A 16,217-nucleotide genomic window follows, 5' to 3' on the forward strand; every position below is an offset into this window, starting at 1 on the left:
CGTGGCACCCGCCGCGCCGGCGCACGGGGTTCGGGCTCGATGTGGTGCTACTCGACGACGTTCACGAAGAAGGCGTCGTTGTCGAGGATCCGGTCGTAGGAGTACCAAGCGGAGAGCCACGTCCCGGCTGCCTGGTTGTCCTCGGACGGTATGGCCTTGACCGAGAAGTTGCGCTGCGGGTTGTAGTAGGGCGAAGCGCCCTCGTAGGTGCTCGCGAACGGGTACTCGTCGCAGTCGACACCGGGTTGCGGGTACTGGCCGACGAGGTCCGAGCGGCACGTGCGCACGGCTTCCCGGTTGTTCTCCTCACGCCGGTCGGTGTCGAAGTACAGCCGGTGCAGCGGTGAGCCGCCCAAGGCGCCCGGGATCGTCTTGCCCGCCACGACCGGGACCGTGCTCGCCGGCTGCTGCATCGCCTGCTTGTAGTGCAGGCCGGATTGCCTCATGGCGGCGAACTCGACCGTGTTGATCGGGATGTTCAGCACGGGGTCCACGTCCGGGAAGATCGCGCCCGACTTGCCGTTGTGCGTGAGGTACTGCGCCGAGTCGAACCGGATGCGGTTGGCGGGTGACTCGATCGTGCGGGTGCTGCCGCCGGGCAGCTGCGCGACGATCTCGATCCAGGCCGAGCCGTAGCCGAGCAGGTCGGGGTTCACCAGCGGGTCCGGCTCGGGCTCCGGTCCGAGCACGGTGACCTTCGCCTCGCGTGCCGACTTCCACCCGGAGATGGTCCGCCGCACCTCGGACGCGTTCTCGTCGGGAGCGCAGTCGGTCTCGGCGACCAGCGGCGCGCAGTGGATGCGCGCCGTCAGGGAGATGGCGTCGTCGTACTCCGAGAGGCTCTCGAACTCGGTCAGGTAGACGGTGTAACGGCCTTGGCGGTAGTAGTCGGAACCCAACCCGATCACCGTCGCGGTGTACACGAAGTGCCTGCCCACGCAGAGCAGACCACCGAACATGCACGGCCCCTTGAACCGGACGACGCTCGTGCCCGCCCAGCAGTAGGAGTAGCGGTTCTTCACCGTTCCCCGCTCCTGCCTGGTGACCGCCGTCTTCGCGCACTCGTCATAGGTGAAGTGCCCGTACTGGAAAGCCGGCGGGGTCCACCCCGTCGCCGAGGGCCCCCGGACCGGCGTCACCTCCTGCGCGTGCTCGCCGTCGCCGCCGTCATCGGCTCGCACCGCGGCGAGGTCGCGCCGTTGCGGGGGCTGCGCCCGCACGGTGGTGTCGCCGTCGCCGAGACCCGAGCCGATGTCCGCGAACGCGTCGCCGTAGTCGTTGTAGACCGCGATCCACGACCCGTTCGCGAACCCGGCGCCGGAGAAGTCCCGCCGGCCCGCGACCGGCGCGCCACGCGTGGTGAGGTCCTGCCACTCCTCCGCCGCGGCCCTCGTGCCGGACGTGGGGTCGACGCCGAAGCGCCCGTGGAACACCCGCCCGTCGCCGTCGGCCGACAGCACGGTCAAGGCGCCGTCCGGGCCGAGGATCACCGCCGGTCGACTCGGACCGGTGTGACCCGCGAGCACGGTCCACGGGCCCCAGTCGCCGCCGGGCGCGTTCTGGCGCCGGGTGGACACGGCGCCACCGGCCGTCCGCACCACCACTTCCAGGCTGCGGTCGGCACGCGTGATCACTTGCGCGTCCACCGTGGTGGAGCCGTACCCGGCCTCGCTGAACTGCTGGAACGCGCCGAACCCGGCCGACGACTGGGCGCTCTTCCACAGCGTGCCCTGCCCGTCGGCGCCGACGAGCTCCAGTCGGTCACCCGGTCCACGCCCGACGCTCAGACCGTAGAGGCGAGGGCCGCTGATCGTGGTCCACGGTCCCCACGGTCCGTTCGGGCCCTGTTGGGCGCGGGTGCGGACGCCGCTGTCCGAGGTGGGGGCGAACAACCACAGCGCGTCACCGGCGCCGCGGATCACGGCAGGGGCGCCGTTGCCCAGGGCGGTGCCGCCGAGTGACGACCAGGCGGACCAGTTGCCACCCTTGCCGTTCTGCTTGGTCGTCCACACGGAGCCTTCGGCGTGGGTGAACACCTGCAGCGACCCGTCGTGGGTCTCGACCATGGTGGTGCTGCGCTTCACCATGGCGGACAGGTACGGCAGCAGTCGGAACCGCTCCCCGCCACCGGACGGCGACGCGGAGATGTGCTGCACGTTGGTGCTGGTGAACGTGAGGTACTCGATCGTCTGGTCCGATGTGGACAAAACGATCGGCGATGCGGGACGGACGGTCGACGCTCCGACGCCGTCCTGCGCGGTCGCCGGCGCGGCACCGCTCAGCACCGGCAGCGCGATGCCGCTCAGGACGATCCCCGCCGCCAACCAGGCCGTGCCGAAACGTCTGCTCGCGCGGTTCTTCACTTGTGGAAACACCAAACCCCCTCGGGTTTGTCAGCCGAACCCCGGCCGGATGTTGTCCACAGATGATCGAGGCGGCCTACCACCGATCGAGTGACGGCAGCTCGACCGCAGGTAGAACGCCTGCCCCGCAACGGTTTCGCGAGCGATCGCGAGCGGACCCGTCCCGCCGGCGGGATCGGTCACCGCACGAGGTGGTCGCCGCGCTCGCTCGACCGACGACGCGGCGGCGTGGTCAGCGCTCCTCGCGCAGGCGCCACGCGGCCTGGGCGCCGAGGCTCGTGTCGACGTGCTCGCGCATCACGGCCGACGCGCCCTCGGCGTCACCGGCCACCACCAGGTCGGCCAGGGCGCGGTGCTCGTGGTCCGTCTTCGCCCGCGCCGCGTCACCGCGGTCGACCTCCAGCGCCATCCGCCGGTAGCGGTCGGACTTGTCCCACAGGCCGTCCAGCGTCTCGACCAGCAGCACGTTGTGCGACGCCCGGTACAGGGCCGAGTGGAAACGCCGGTGGGCCGCCAGGTCCTCTTGATCGGGGTTGTCCGGCAGCGCGTGCAGCCCGTCCGCCGCCTCGCGGATCGCCGCGATGTCGGCGTCGGTCCGCCGTTCGGCCGCCAACGCGACGGCGAGCGGGTCGAGCGCGCGCCGCAGCTCCAGCAGGTCCCGGGCCTCCTCCGCCCGCAACGGCGTGACCCGGGCGTCGCGGTGCGCGTCCAGCTCGACCAGGCCTTCGCCCTTCAGGCGCTTGAGCGCCTCACGCAGCGGCGTCGTGCTGATCCCGATGGCCTTGGCCAACGTGAACTGGTTGATGCCCGATCCGGGCGCGAGCTCGCCGCTGAGGATCCACCGTCGCAGCCGGCCGTACGCGTACTCGCTCTTCGTCTCGTACGGCCCGGTCGGCTCCGCCATCGTCCACCACTTCCCGTCCTCGGGCCCGGTTATAGAGTATAACGTCCACGGCCCGCAGACCCCGGTCGAGCGGTCCGGTCACGGTGTGCGGGAGACCGGGTGGCGTTGTTCCGGCTTGGCCCCCAGCGCAAGGGCCAAGAGGGCGCCGGCGACCATGCACGCGCCCACCATCCACATGCCCGCACGTTGGCTGCCGGTGAAGTCACGCAGCCAGCCGGTGACGTAGGGCGCGGCGAACCCGCTGATGTTGCCGAGCGAGTTGATCAGCGCGATCCCACCCGCCGCGGCCGTGCCGGACAGGAAGCTCGACGGCAGCGCCCAGAACGTCGGCAGCGCGCAGCACACGCCGACCGCGCACACGGTGACCGCGACCATCGCGGCGTACGGGTTGCCGAGGTAGAGCGCGATGGGGATGGCGCACCCGCCGACCAGCATCGGCAGCACCACGTGCCACTTCCGCTCGTCCACGCGGTCGCCGTGACGCGCCCAGAACACCATCACGATCGCCGCGACCGCGTACGGGACGGCGGTCACCATTCCGGCTTGCAGCACGGTCAGCGTCGTGCCGAACTGCCGGCCGAACCCGGCGACGATGGTCGGCAGGAAGAACCCCAGCGCGTACAGGCCGTAGGCGATGGCGAAGTAGACGAACGCCAGCCCGAGGATCCGCGGGTGCAGCAACGCCTTGCGCAACGGCCAGTGGTGCTCGGCCTCCTTCGCGCGGCGCTCGGCGTCCAACTCCTCGGCGAGCCAGCGGCGCTCGTCCTCGGTGAGCCACGTGGCCCGCTCCGGCCGGTCGGTCAGGTAGAACCAGGTGACGAACGCGAGCAGGATCGCCGGCACGCCCTCGACCAGGAACATGAACCGCCAGCCGGACAGCCCGAACACGCCGTCGCCGTGCGTGATGAGCAGACCGGACACAGTGGACCCGATCGCCGAGGAGACGGGCACCGCCGCCATGAACAGCGCGACCGCCTTCGCGCGCTGCGCGGCCGGGAACCAGTACGTCAGGTAGAGGATGATCCCCGGGAAGAACCCGGCCTCCGCGACGCCGAGCAGGAACCGCAGCACCACCAGGGTGGCCGCGTTGGGCACGAAGGCCATCGCGGTGGCCACCACGCCCCAGCTGACCATGATCCGGGCCAGCCAGCGGCGCGCGCCGAACCGGTGCAGCGCGAGGTTGCTCGGCACCTCCAGCAGCAGGTAGCCGAGGAAGAAGATGCCGGAGGCGAACCCGAACGCGGTCGCGGTGAGCCCGAGCTCGTCGTTGAGCCCGTTCGGCGCGGCGAACCCGATGTTGACGCGGTCGAGGTAGTTGACGAAGTAGAGCAGTGCCAGGAACGGGAGGATCCGGACGGCGACCTTGGCCGGCACCCGGTCGCCCACAGCGGTCGGCCGCTTCGACATGATCGGATCCAAGGCCGGCGCGGGGCCGTTCGTCAATCCGCCGACCGACGAGAGGCCAGCGGAGGTCAGCTCGTGGCGGCGCCGGGCAGCGTCACGACCTCGTCCGCCCAGTGGCGCAGCAGCACGGCGTCGTGGGAGATGGCCAGGACGCCCGCGCCGGTCCGCCGCTGGTAGTCGCGGATGACGGTGACGAGGGCGGCGGTGGTGGAGGCGTCCAGCATGGTGGTCATCTCGTCGCAGATCAGGTACGCGGGGCCCAGCGCCAGCGCGCGGGCCAGGCAGGCTCGTTGGAGCTGGCCGTCGCTGACCTCGTGCGGCCGGCGGGTCAGCAGTTCCGGGGTGAGCATCACCCGGTCGGCCAGCTCGTCCACGGCGTCGGCCGGGCGGCCGTTGGCGCGCAAGGGCTCGGCGATCGCCGTGCGCAGGGTCATCCGCGGGTCGACGGACAGGCGTGGTTGTTGGAAGAGGACGCCGATGCGGGTGCGCTGCCGCCGCGGCGCGCGGTGGCGGTAGGCGGTCACGGGAGCGCCGTCGAGGTGGACGGCGCCGGTGAAGGGCGCGTGCAGCAGGGCCAGGACGCGGGCGAGGGTGGACTTGCCGCTGCCGCTCGGGCCGGCCAGGCCGACGGTCCGTCCCGGTGGGACGGTCAGCGTGAAGTCGGTGAGGACGGGGTGCGCGGGGTCGTAGCCGGCGGTGATCGCGTCGGCCGTCAGCCCGGTCAGCACGGCAGGTGGCACGCGACGGCGTGCCGGTCGTCGGCGAGGGCGGGGCGCGCGGCGCACACCGGGGCCGCGCGGTCGCAGCGGGGAGCGAAGGCGCAGCCGGGCGGCAGGTCGGTGAGCAGCGGCGGCAGGCCCGGGATCGGGGTGAACGCCCGGTCGGGCAGGGCGTTGACCAGACCGGCGCTGTACGGGTGGCGCGGGGCGTCCAGCACCCGGTCCGCGGGACCGGCTTCGACGACCCGCCCCGCGTACATGACCGCGATGCGGTCGGCGACGCGCTGGGCGGCGGCCAGGTCGTGGGTGATGAGCAGGACGGCGCGGCCGTCGGCGACCATGCGGCGGAACTCCCCGATCAAGCCGTCGACCAGGTGCCGGTCCAGGCCGGTGGTCGGTTCGTCGGCGATGAGCAACCACGGGTCGCCGACCAGGGCCAGCGCGTTGGCGACGCGCTGCGCCATGCCGCCGGACAGCTCGTGCGGGTAGCGGTCGAGGTCGTCGGGCACGAGGCCGGCCCGGGCGGCGAGGCGGTGGGCGTGGTCACGGGTCGCCGTCCCTTCGGGGTGGTGCACGCGCACCGACTCCTCCAGCTGGGCGCGGGCCGTGCGCACCGGGGTGAGGTGGGACGCCGGGCTCTGCGGGATGAGGCCGATGCGACGGCCGCGGACGGTCGCGGCCAGCACCGCGTCGGGCGCGGTGAGCAGGTCCAGCGGTGGTCCGTCGCCCGTCAGCGCCGCCGTGCCGGAGGTCTGCGCGTTGCCGGGCAGGAACCCGAGCAGTGCGTTGGCCAGCACGGTCTTGCCGCAGCCGCTCTCGCCGACGAGCGCGACGCACTCGCCCGGCCGGACCCGCAGCGACACGTCGTTGACCGCGGCCACTGTGGCGCCGGGCAGGCTGAACCGCACGGACAGGTGGTCGAGCACGAGTTCGGTCACCACGTCAGCTCCGATCGGCGCCGGGGGTTGAGCCGGTCCCGCCAGACACCGCTGAGGCCGGCGACGGACAGGGTGGCGGCGATCAGCACGACGCCGGGCGCAAGCGACATCCACCAGCCGCCGGAGAGCAGCGACCGCTGCGCGTCGTTGATCATGTTGCCGATGCTGGCGGCGTGCGGCGGCAGGCCCAGCCCGAGGAAGGACAGCGCGGTCTCGTGCCAAACCGCGTGCGGGATCATCAGCGTGGTGGCCAGCAGCACCTGCGGTGCGATGTTGGGCAGCAGGTGCCGGACGAGCACGCGCGCGCGGGACGACCCGCCGACGACCGCGGCGTCGACGAAGGGCCGCCCGCGCAGGGAGAGCACCTCGGAGCGCACGATCCGCGCCGAGGTCAGCCAGTGCGTCAGCCCGATGGAGATCACCACGGCGGTCAGGCTCGGCCGCAGCACGGCGACGATCACGATGCCGAGCAGCAGGTGCGGCACCGACGCGACGGTGTCGACCAGCCGCATCAGCACCCGGTCCGGCCACCCGCCGACGGCGCCCGCGAGCGCGCCGACCGCCGTGCCGACCACGGAGGAGATGAGGGCGGCGAACAGGCCCACGCCCAGCGACACCCGCAGCGCGTAGACGCAGCGCAGCAGGACGTCGCGGCCGAGTTCGTCCGTGCCGAACGGGTGCGCCGCCGAGGGCGGCCGGTTGGCCGAGGCCAGGTCGACGTACTGCTGGTTGAGGTCGACCACGAGGGGCACCACCAGTGCGGCGGTCACCAGCACGCCGAGGACCACCGCGGCGGGAATCAGCCGCCGGCGCGGTGATCGGGCCGTGCTCGCGGCGGCGACGCGTGATCGCGGCACGGGCCGCCAGACCGGGCTGTCAACCATCGAGACCCACCCTCGGATCGGCCAGCGCGTAGAGCACGTCGGCGAGCAGGTTGCCCAGGAGCACCACCGCGGTGGCGAGCACGGTGAGCGCGCCCAGCAGCGCGAAGTCCACGTCGAGGGCGGCGTCGACGGTGGCCCGCGCGATACCCGGCCAGGAGAACACGGTCTCCACCAGCAGCGCCCCGGTGATCAGCTCGGGCAGCCGGGAGCCGACCAGGGTCAGGAACGGCAGCAGCGACGTGCGCAGCGCGTGCCCGGACACCACCAGGTGATCGGGCAGACCGCGTGACCGCGCGCCGATCACGTGCTCCGAGGTGAACGACTCCAGCAGGCTCTGCCGGACGAACAACACGTACCAGGGCGCGTGGGACAGCGCGAGCACGGACACCGGCAGGACCAGGTGCCGGGCGACCTGGCCGACCCCCGGCTCCGCGCCGGGGTCGGTGAGCCCGCCGCCGGGCAGCCACCGCAGTTCGAGCGCGAACACCGACAGCGCGGCCAACCCGAGCCAGAACACCGGCGCCGCTTCCAGCGTGTAGGCGGTGGCGGTGACCGCCCGGTCCAGCCACCCGCCCTGGCGCCAGGCCGCGGCGGTGCCCAGCACCAGCCCGAGCAGCAGCGCCAGGACGAAGGCGACGGCGACGAGCAGCACCGACCAGCCGAGCCGCTCGCCGATCACCTGCGACACCGGTTGCCGCATCGACAAGGAGTCGCCGAAGTCGCCGGCGACCGCGTGCCGCAGCCACGCCAGGTACTGCACGACCACCGGCTGGTCGACGCCCCAGTTCGCCCGCACCTGCGCCACCCGTTCCGGGGAGGCGCCGATGACGCGCACCCCGAAGTAGCGCTCGACCGGGTCGAACGGTGACGCCTTGGCGAGCACGAACACGGCGAAGCCGACCAGCAGCACCACCGGGACCGCGAAGGTGAGCCTGCGCAGCACGAGCAGGGCGAGGGCGCGGCGGCGCGCGCGGTTCCGCGCGGTCGCCACCGGGGTGGCCGTCACGGCTTCGGCGTCCAGCGTTCGAGGTTCCACCACACGGCGTGCACGAGCCCGTGGTCGTGCGGCTCGACCTGCTCGACCTGGCCGTCCCACCGGTCGCGCAGCACGTAGGTGTGGTCGAGGAACACCAGGAACGCCCAGCCGGGATCCGCGGTGTAGGCCCGCTGGAAGTCGGTGTAGGCCTGCTCGCGCGTGGCGGGGTCGAGGCTGCGGCGCCCGGTGTCCAGCGCCGCGTCCACCGCGGGGTTGCGGTAGTGCGTCATGTTCAGGTAGCCGGGCTGACCGGCGTACCGGGAGTGCAGCAGCGTGTAGGCCGCGGTGTCCGGGTCGTACGGGTCGCCGCCGCCCCAGACGTTCGCGGCCTCCTTCTGCCGCTGGAGCATCAGCTCGAACGTGGTGGACTCGACCGGCGCGTCGACGCCCAGCTTGGCGATGTCGCTCGCCGCGGCCAGCGCCAGTTCCTTGCGCAGCACGTCCGCCGCCGGGTACAGGATCGGCAACCGGGCGGGCTGCCCGTCCCGGGACCGGGCGCCGTCGGCTCCCCGGCGCCAGCCCGCCTCGTCCAGCAGCCGTTCGGCCTCGGCGGTGTCGTGCGCGAACGTGGCGCCCGGGTCGTGCCAGTCCCGCAGGTGCGGCGAGATCGGGGTGGCCGCCGGCGTCCCGGCGCCCGCGAGGACGGTGTCGATCATCGCCTGCCGGTCCAGGGCGAGGTTGATCGCCCGCCGCACCCGCGCGTCGGAGGTGAACGGCAGCTCGGACGGGAGGCCGAGGCCGCGGTAGTCGGCCGACGGGTTGCGCACGACCCGGTAGCCAGACCGGTCCGCGTAGGACTTCACCAGCTTCGGCGGCAGGACCGTGCCGTCGAACTCCCCGGCCGCCATCCGCGTGGCGCGGGCGTTGTCGTCGGGCACGAACACCACGGTCACGGTCTTGATCGCGGGCGCGCCGCCCCAGTAGTCCTCGTTGGCCTTCAGGACCAACCGGTCGCCCTTGCGCCACTCGGCCACCGCGTACGGTCCGGTGCCCACGGGCGCGGTGTTGAACGGCGCGCTGTTGACGTCGACGCCGTCAAAAGCCTTGCGGGGGACGATGCCCAGCGTCAGCTGCTCGGCGAACGGCGCGTAGGGGTGGGTCAGCCGGAACACCACGGTCCGGTCGTCCGGCGCGGTCACGTCGGCCACCGCGTCGAAGCGCGACGCGATGGTGGAGTCGGTCTTCGCGTCGAGCACCGCCTCGTAGGTGAACACGACGTCCTGCGCGGACAGCGGGGTGCCGTCGGTGAACTCCACGCCCTCGCGCAGGGTCGCCGTCCAGGTCAGGCCGTCCGCCGAAGCGGTCGGCAGCTCCCGGGCCAGGGCGGGCACGAGGTCCAGCCGCGCGTCCCGGGACACCAGCCCGTCGAAGACCTTCGAGGCGCCGTCCGGCGCGTAGCCGAGGACCGGGTTCAGGTTCTCCGGCTCGCCGCCCGCCCCGATCACGATCGACCGCCCCGCGTCGCCCGCGACGTCACCGTCCGGCGAGGTGCAGGCCGAAGCCGGCGCAACCGCCACCAGGACGCCGATCAGCAGCCGCCGCACGCACATCACCTCAGCAGGGAAGGTCAACTATTGCCAACAGCAGCTAACAGCAAGTGACTTGCAACAGCAAGCGAGACGTGCGTCATGACGGATCCGCGCGCCGATCATGACCGGCGTCACTGTTGATAACGGTTATCAGGTGCGGTTACGCTCCCGCGGTCCCCCGCCGCACAGTGATCGGTTCGCTCATGGTTGTTCGTCCGCGCTCGGCCGCGTCGTCGGTCGAGCGTGACCGCAAGGTGTTCCTCCGCCGGTCACGGTTGACGCAGAGGGTGACGGTCGCGGTGCTCGGGCTCGCGATCCCGGTGCTGCTGGTCGTCTCCGGCTCGATCGGCACGGTCGAGGTCGGCCTGGCGGACGCGGGGCGGATCGTGGTCGGGCACCTGGCGCCGGGCATGCCGTGGATGTCGGACGGCAGCCTGACCGTGCTGCAGGACCAGGCGGTGTGGCAGTTCCGGCTGCCCCGCGCGCTGCTGGCCGGGTTGGCGGGCGCGGGGCTGGCGTTGGCCGGCGCGATCATGCAGGTGATCGTGCGCAACCCGTTGGCCGAGCCCTACCTGCTCGGGGTGTCGTCGGGGGCGGGGGTCGGCGCGGTCCTGGTGATCACGCTCGGCTCGGCCGCCGTCGGCGGTCTGCCGCTGGGCGCGGCGGCGTTCGCCGGGTCGTTGGTGGCCTGCGCGTGCGTCGCGCTGACCGCCCGGCACCGCGGCGTGCTGTCGCCGACCAGGATGATCCTCTCCGGGGTGGCCCTCGGTTCGCTGTTCAGCGCGGTCACGAGCTACCTGACGTTGACGACCGAGGCGCAGAACGTGTTCAGCGTCCTGTTCTTCCTGCTGGGCAGCGTGTCCGCGGCGTCGATGGGCTCGCTCGTGGTGCCCGCGGCGGCGTTCGTGGTGGCCTGGGCGGTCGTCGGGTTCCGGACACGGGCGATGAACGCGCTGCTGACCGGTGACGAGTCGGCGACCGCATTGGGCGTGGACGTGAACCGGCTGCGCGCCGTCCTCCTGGTGACCGCGGCCCTGCTGACCGGGTCGATCGTGTCGGTGAGCGGGGGCATCGGCTTCGTCGGCCTGGTGGTGCCGCACGTGGCGCGCATCCTGGTCGGCGCGGACCACCGGCGGATGCTGCCGGTGGCGGTGCTCGGCGGCGCGGCGTTCCTGATGGTCGCCGACCTGTTGTCGCGCACGGTCGCCGCACCCGCCGAGGTGCCGATCGGCATCCTCACCGCGGTCGTCGGCGCGCCGTTCTTCCTGTGGCTGATGCGCCGGGACACGGCGGCCCAGGCGGGACTCGACCGATGAGGGTGCGCTTCGACCGCGTCAGCGTCGCCCTCGGCGGCCGGGACGTGCTGCGGGACGTGGACGTCGAGATCCGCCCCGGCCGGTTCCTCGGGCTGGTGGGCCCCAACGGCAGCGGCAAGTCCACGCTGCTCCGCACCCTCTACCGGGCCGTCGCGCCGTCGTCGGGCCGGGTGCTGCTGGACGGGCGGGACGTGTGGCGCACCGACCGCCGGGAGGTCGCGCGGTCGGTGGCGGTGATGACCCAGGAGACCTCGACCGAGTTCGACCTGACCGTGCTGGACGCCGTGCTGCTGGCCAGGGTGCCGTTCCAGCGCGGGTTCGGCCGCGACACCGACGCCGACCTCGACCTGGCGTGGACGGCGCTGACCCGGGTCGGCGCCGCCGACGTCGCCGACCGGCCCATCGGCCGGCTGTCCGGCGGGCAGCGGCAGCGGGTGATGCTGGCCCGCGCGCTCGCCGCGGACGCACCCGTCCTCGTGCTGGACGAGCCGACCAACCACCTCGACATCGCCTTCCAGCTCGAGCTGATGCGGATCGCGACCGACCTCGACCGCACGATCATCGCGGCGCTGCACGACCTCAACCTCGCCGCGACCCACTGCGACGACATCGCCGTGCTCGACGGGGGCCGCCTCGTCGCCGCCGGCCCACCGGCCGAGGCGCTCGCGCCGCGCGTGGTCGAAGACGTGTTCCGGGTCGCCGTCGACCAGCTCACGCACCCGCGCACCGGCCGTCCCCTCCTGGTCTTCGACCACCCCAGCGGTCACCCCGAGCACGGAGATGAGATCCATGCGTAGAACACCGTCCCTGATCGCGCTCGGCGTCGGCGCCGCGCTGGTCGCCGGCTGCGGCTCCGCGGTCACCCCCACCACGGCCACGAGCGCCGCCGGCCAGGCGGTCACGATCACCAACTGCGGCCGGGAGGTCACCGTCCCGGGCGTGCCGAAGGCGGCGGTCGGGCTGAGCCCGTCGCAGACGGAGCTGCTGGTGCGGTTGGGCTTGGCGGACTCGCTGGTCGGGCAGGCGCAGACGGCCACCGCGCCGCTGCCCGACGACGTGGCGGGCCTGGCCGCCGACGTGCCGGTGCTGAGCGAGTCCGGGCCGCCGAGCCGCGAGCGGTTGCTGGACGCGCGGCCGGACTTCGTGTTCTCGCCGACCATGTACGAGTTCACCGCCGAGCAGGGCTTCGCGAGCCTGGAGCAGCTGGGCCAGGCCGGTGTCGCGGCGTACGTCGCCACGGGCGGGTGCGCCGAGCGGCGGATGAGCGGCACGGTCGAGGACGTCTTCACCGACCTGGAGAACCTCGGCGAGGTGTTCGCCGCGTCCGACCGGGCCCGGCCCCTGGTGGAGAAGGGCAAGGCCGACCTGGCCGCGGTGGACACCGCCCTCGCGGGCCGCGCCAAGCCGACCGTCGCCCAGGTGTACCTGGAGGGCGCGACCGTGACGGCGATCGGCGCGGGCATCGAGTACGACATCATCCGCCGGGCGGGCGGGGACAACGTGTTCTCGCCGCAGGACCCGCAGTTCGCCAAGTTCTTCGCCGCGCAGATCACGCCCGAGGCGCTCGCCGCGGCGAACCCGGACGCGCTCGTGTTCGCGGTCAACGGACCCGAGCACGAGCGGACGACCGTGGAGTACCTGAACCGCACGTTCCCGGACATGACGGCCGTGCGCGAGCGGCGGCTGATCGCGATCGACGCCGCCGACACCTACCCGGGCACGCTCGGGAACGTCGCCGTGGTGCGGGAGATCGCGGAGCGGCTGCACCCGGACGCCTTCACCCCGTGATCCACCGCAGGCTCCTGCACCTGGCCGGCGTCGTCGCCGGGCCGATCGCGCTGCTCGCCGCGCTGTCGGCGCTGGTGTCGGCGTGCCACGTCGCCGGAGCCGTCCTGACGGCGGCCGTCCTCGCCGACCTCGTCGGCGGGGACGGTGCCGCCGCCGCGCCCCTGATCGCGGCGCTGGTCGGCGTCGTCGCGGTGCGGGCGGCCCTGCTGTGGCTGCGGGAGGTCGCCGCCGCCAGGTTCGGCATCGCCATCCGCACCCGGTTGCGCGGCGAGCTGCTGCGCCGCATCACCTCGCTCGGGCCGGCGTGGGCGCAGGGCGAGCGGTCCGGCGCGATCACGCACACCGTCGTGGACGGTGTCGAAGCCCTCGACGCCTACTACAGCCGCTACCTGCCGCAGCTGCTGGTGACCTGCGTCGTGCCCGCCGCCGTCGCCGGGTGGCTGTTCACCGTCTCCGTGCCGGCCGCCTCGGTCCTCGCCGGGTCGGTGCTGTGCGCGGTGGTGGTGCCCCGCTTCTGGGACGCCCGGCTGCTCCGGACGGGACGGACCCGTTGGCGCGCCTACGAGAAGCTCGCCGCGGACTACCTGGAGGCGACGCAGGCGATCGGCGTGCTGCGCGTGTTCGGTTCGGGCCGGCGGACCGGGGACGCGCTCGCCCGGCGCGGCGAGGAGCTGCACGGCTCCACGATGACGCAGTTGCGGGTCTCGCTCGTGGAGTCCGCCGTCAGCGCGCTCGCGTTGCACCTGGGCACGGTCGCCACCATCGTCGTCGCCTGCGCGGGTGTCCTCGGCGGTGGCGGGCCCGCCGGGTCCGTGCTGCTGTTCCTGCTGTGCGCCAGGGAGTGCTTCCGGCCGGTGCTGGACCTGTCCGCCCACTGGCACCTCGGTTACCAGGGGCTCGGCGCGGTCGAGGGCATCGACGAGATCCTCACCGCGCGCCCGGCCGTCGCGGACACCGGCACGCGCACCGAGCCCGCCCGACCGGGCGCCGGGCTCGTGCTGCGGCAGGTCGGCTACCGGTACCCGAACGGGGCCGGTGTCGCCGACGTCGACTTCGAGTGCCGGCCGGGGAGCGTCACCGGGATCGTCGGCCCGTCGGGCGCGGGCAAGAGCACGCTCGCCCGGCTCGTCGTGCGGCACGTCGACCCGCGGCACGGGACGATCGAGCTCGACGGGACCCCGATCACCGACTACACGCTCGCCGCGCTGCGCGCGAGCATCGGGGTCGTCGGCCAGCACACCTACCTGTTCCACGGCACCGTGGCGGAGAACCTGCGCCTCGCCCGGCCCGACGCCACGCCGGCGGAGGTGCGTGCCGCCGCCCACGTCGCGGACGCCCTCGACTTCATCGAGGCGCTCCCCCACGGCTTCGACACCGAGCTCACCGAGAACGGCGCCCGGCTCTCCGGCGGCCAGCGGCAGCGGCTGGCCATCGCCAGGGCGGTGCTCGCCGCGACACCGGTGCTGCTGCTGGACGAGGCGACCTCCGCGCTGGACGTCGACACCGAGGAGCGCGTCCTGACCCGGCTCGCCGAGCACTGCGCCGGCACGACCCGGATCGTCATCGCGCACCGCGAGAGCGCCCTGCGCGACGCCGACGCGATCGTCACCGTCGAGTCCGGCCGCGTCACCACCATCACGTCGCCGACGGCCCCGCGATGAGCGGCCCGCTCCGGCGCCTCCTGCCGGTCGTCGCCGAGCGACGGGCCACGTTCGGCTGGACCATCGCGGCGAACGCCGTCGCCCAGCTCGGCGCGCTGGGCACGGCGGTGGGCGGCACGTGGCTCGCCGGCCGGACCGCCGCGACCGGCGACGCGCCGCTGCTGCCCGCGGCCGTCGTCCTGGCCGGTGTCGCGGTGCTGACCGCGGTGATGACGTGGCGCGAGTCGTGGGTCTCGCACGACCTGGCCTACCGGTTGATCGGCGCGCTGCGCGCCCGCGTGTTCGACCGCCTCCGGGTGAGCCTGCCCGATCGCCGCACGCCCCGGCGCGGCGGCGACCTGGCCTCCGTCGCCTTCGCCGACGTCGACCGCCTCGAATGGCTCTACGCGCACACCGCGGCCCAGGCGCTCACCTCCGCCCTGCTCGTCGTGGCCACCACCGCGCTGTCGCTGCTCGTGACGCCGTGGCTGCTGCTGGTGTGGGTGCCGTTCGTGGTCGTGACGGCGGCGTTGCCCTGGCTGTTCGGGCGGGTGGGCGCCCGGCAGGGCGTCGAGCTGACCGAGGCCGCCGCCGCGCTCAACGCCGAGCTGGTCGACACCGTGCGCGGGTTGGACGAGCTCAGCGCCGCCGGGGCGCTGGACCGCCGAACCGCCGCGCTCGACCGGCACACCGGCGTGCTGACCGCCGTGCAGGCTCGGATCGGCTCCCGGACGGGGGTGGAACGCGCGGTCACGGACGCCGCGCTGTCCCTCAGCGCGATCGGGGCGCTCGCGGTCTGCGCGGTGAACCTCGACGCCGTGGGCCGGGTGCTCGCCCCGGTCGCCATGGTGCTGGCCACCGCCGCGCTCGGTCCCGTCGCGCAGATATCCGACCTGCTGCGCAACCTCGGCACGCTGCGCGCGGCGGGCAGGCGCATCGTCGACGTCCTGGACCGGCGACCGGCCGTCCGCGAAGCCGTCGCGCCACGGCGACTGCCGCCACGTGCCGCCTCGACCGGTCTCGTGTTCGACCGCGTGACGTTCCGGTACGGCGACGGGTCGCCGGCGTTGCGGGAGGTGTCGTTCACCGTCCGCCCCGGCGAGCGGGTCGCGCTCACCGGGCCGTCCGGCGCGGGGAAGACCACCTGCGCGCTGCTGGCCGTGCGGATGTGGGACCCCGACGCCGGGCGCGTCACGCTCGACGGCGTCGACCTCGCCGACCTGGCCGACGACGAGCTGCGGGGTGCGATCAGCGCCGTGCCGCAGGACCCGGGGCTGCTCGCCGGGACGATCGCGACCAACATCCGGCTCGGCCGCCCCGACGCCGGCGACCTCGACGTCGAGCGGGCGGCGCGACGGGCGGGCATCCTCGACCCCGGCGCCGGTTTCCCCGCCGGGCTCGACACGACCGTCGGCGAGTCCGGGGCCGGGCTGTCGGGCGGTCAGCGGGCACGGGTCGCCATCGCCCGGGCCCTGCTGACCGAACCGCGCGTGCTCGTCCTGGACGAGGCGACCGCCAACCTCGACGCGGACGCCGACGCGGCCATCACCACCGCCCTCACCTCGACCGGCGACGACGTGGGCATCCTCGTCATCGCCCACCGCCCCACCACCCTCGCCCGCTGCGACCGCACGGTGCGCCTGGAAGAAGGCCGGCTCATCGACTGAGCCGACCGCTCCCGATCCCGGGTCGCAGG

13 protein-coding genes are annotated in these 16,217 nt (G+C 73.6%); 5 read left to right on the forward strand and 8 right to left on the reverse strand.

Going from position 1 to position 16,217, the window contains the following annotated elements; translation table 11 throughout:
* Positions 1 to 47: 47 nt before the first annotated feature.
* The 8 genes from ACZ7GX_RS19850 to ACZ7GX_RS19885 all read right to left on the reverse strand — a co-directional run bounded on the left by ACZ7GX_RS19850 (position 48) and on the right by ACZ7GX_RS19885 (position 9,792).
* Positions 48 to 2,363, reverse strand: coding sequence for a DUF8189 domain-containing protein (locus ACZ7GX_RS19850; RefSeq protein WP_498778513.1), 2,316 nt, complete (start codon positions 2,361 to 2,363; stop codon positions 48 to 50).
* A 232-nt stretch (positions 2,364 to 2,595) separates the two neighbouring features.
* Entirely contained in the window at positions 2,596 to 3,267 is a 672-nt protein-coding gene (locus ACZ7GX_RS19855; protein ID WP_498778514.1) for a GntR family transcriptional regulator, read from the reverse strand.
* 78 nt (positions 3,268 to 3,345) lie between these two features.
* The gene (locus ACZ7GX_RS19860; protein ID WP_498778515.1) at positions 3,346 to 4,674 is read right to left on the reverse strand and encodes an MFS transporter; all 1,329 of its coding nucleotides are present in this window, start codon (positions 4,672 to 4,674) and stop codon (positions 3,346 to 3,348) included.
* Between the two features lie 65 nt (positions 4,675 to 4,739).
* Positions 4,740 to 5,411: an ABC transporter ATP-binding protein gene (locus ACZ7GX_RS19865; RefSeq protein WP_498778516.1), complete on the reverse strand. Its 672-nt coding sequence runs from the start codon at positions 5,409 to 5,411 to the stop codon at positions 4,740 to 4,742.
* Positions 5,393 to 6,328 carry an ABC transporter ATP-binding protein gene (locus tag ACZ7GX_RS19870; protein WP_498778517.1) on the reverse strand — a complete coding sequence of 312 codons (936 nt, stop codon included), beginning with the start codon at positions 6,326 to 6,328 and terminating at the stop codon, positions 5,393 to 5,395. The genes ACZ7GX_RS19865 and ACZ7GX_RS19870 overlap by 19 nt, the downstream gene beginning before the upstream one ends.
* Entirely contained in the window at positions 6,325 to 7,212 is an 888-nt protein-coding gene (locus tag ACZ7GX_RS19875) for an ABC transporter permease (RefSeq protein ID WP_498778518.1), read from the reverse strand. Before ACZ7GX_RS19875 ends, ACZ7GX_RS19870 begins: the two co-directional genes overlap by 4 nt.
* Positions 7,205 to 8,248 carry an ABC transporter permease gene (locus ACZ7GX_RS19880; RefSeq protein ID WP_498778519.1) on the reverse strand — a complete coding sequence of 348 codons (1,044 nt, stop codon included), beginning with the start codon at positions 8,246 to 8,248 and terminating at the stop codon, positions 7,205 to 7,207. The genes ACZ7GX_RS19875 and ACZ7GX_RS19880 overlap by 8 nt, the downstream gene beginning before the upstream one ends.
* A complete protein-coding gene (locus tag ACZ7GX_RS19885; protein WP_498778520.1) occupies positions 8,215 to 9,792 on the reverse strand; it encodes an ABC transporter substrate-binding protein in 1,578 nt (525 codons plus the stop codon). Before ACZ7GX_RS19885 ends, ACZ7GX_RS19880 begins: the two co-directional genes overlap by 34 nt.
* Positions 9,793 to 9,980: 188 nt before the next feature.
* On the opposite strand from ACZ7GX_RS19885, the gene ACZ7GX_RS19890 reads away from it, so the two are divergent.
* Genes ACZ7GX_RS19890 through ACZ7GX_RS19910 form a run of 5 tightly spaced genes read left to right on the forward strand, consistent with a single transcriptional unit; the run spans position 9,981 to position 16,188 of the window.
* Positions 9,981 to 11,093 (forward strand): FecCD family ABC transporter permease, encoded by a 1,113-nt coding sequence (locus tag ACZ7GX_RS19890; RefSeq protein WP_498778521.1) that lies wholly within the window; start codon positions 9,981 to 9,983, stop codon positions 11,091 to 11,093.
* Positions 11,090 to 11,890 (forward strand): ABC transporter ATP-binding protein, encoded by an 801-nt coding sequence (locus ACZ7GX_RS19895; protein WP_498778522.1) that lies wholly within the window; start codon positions 11,090 to 11,092, stop codon positions 11,888 to 11,890. The genes ACZ7GX_RS19890 and ACZ7GX_RS19895 overlap by 4 nt, the downstream gene beginning before the upstream one ends.
* Positions 11,883 to 12,881 (forward strand): ABC transporter substrate-binding protein, encoded by a 999-nt coding sequence (locus tag ACZ7GX_RS19900; protein WP_498778523.1) that lies wholly within the window; start codon positions 11,883 to 11,885, stop codon positions 12,879 to 12,881. Before ACZ7GX_RS19895 ends, ACZ7GX_RS19900 begins: the two co-directional genes overlap by 8 nt.
* Positions 12,878 to 14,542, forward strand: coding sequence for an ABC transporter ATP-binding protein/permease (locus ACZ7GX_RS19905; RefSeq protein WP_498778524.1), 1,665 nt, complete (start codon positions 12,878 to 12,880; stop codon positions 14,540 to 14,542). Before ACZ7GX_RS19900 ends, ACZ7GX_RS19905 begins: the two co-directional genes overlap by 4 nt.
* Positions 14,539 to 16,188: an ABC transporter ATP-binding protein gene (locus ACZ7GX_RS19910; RefSeq protein ID WP_498778525.1), complete on the forward strand. Its 1,650-nt coding sequence runs from the start codon at positions 14,539 to 14,541 to the stop codon at positions 16,186 to 16,188. The genes ACZ7GX_RS19905 and ACZ7GX_RS19910 overlap by 4 nt, the downstream gene beginning before the upstream one ends.
* Positions 16,189 to 16,217: the final 29 nt, after the last annotated feature.

This window comes from Actinosynnema sp. NPDC037264, assembly GCF_055603705.1.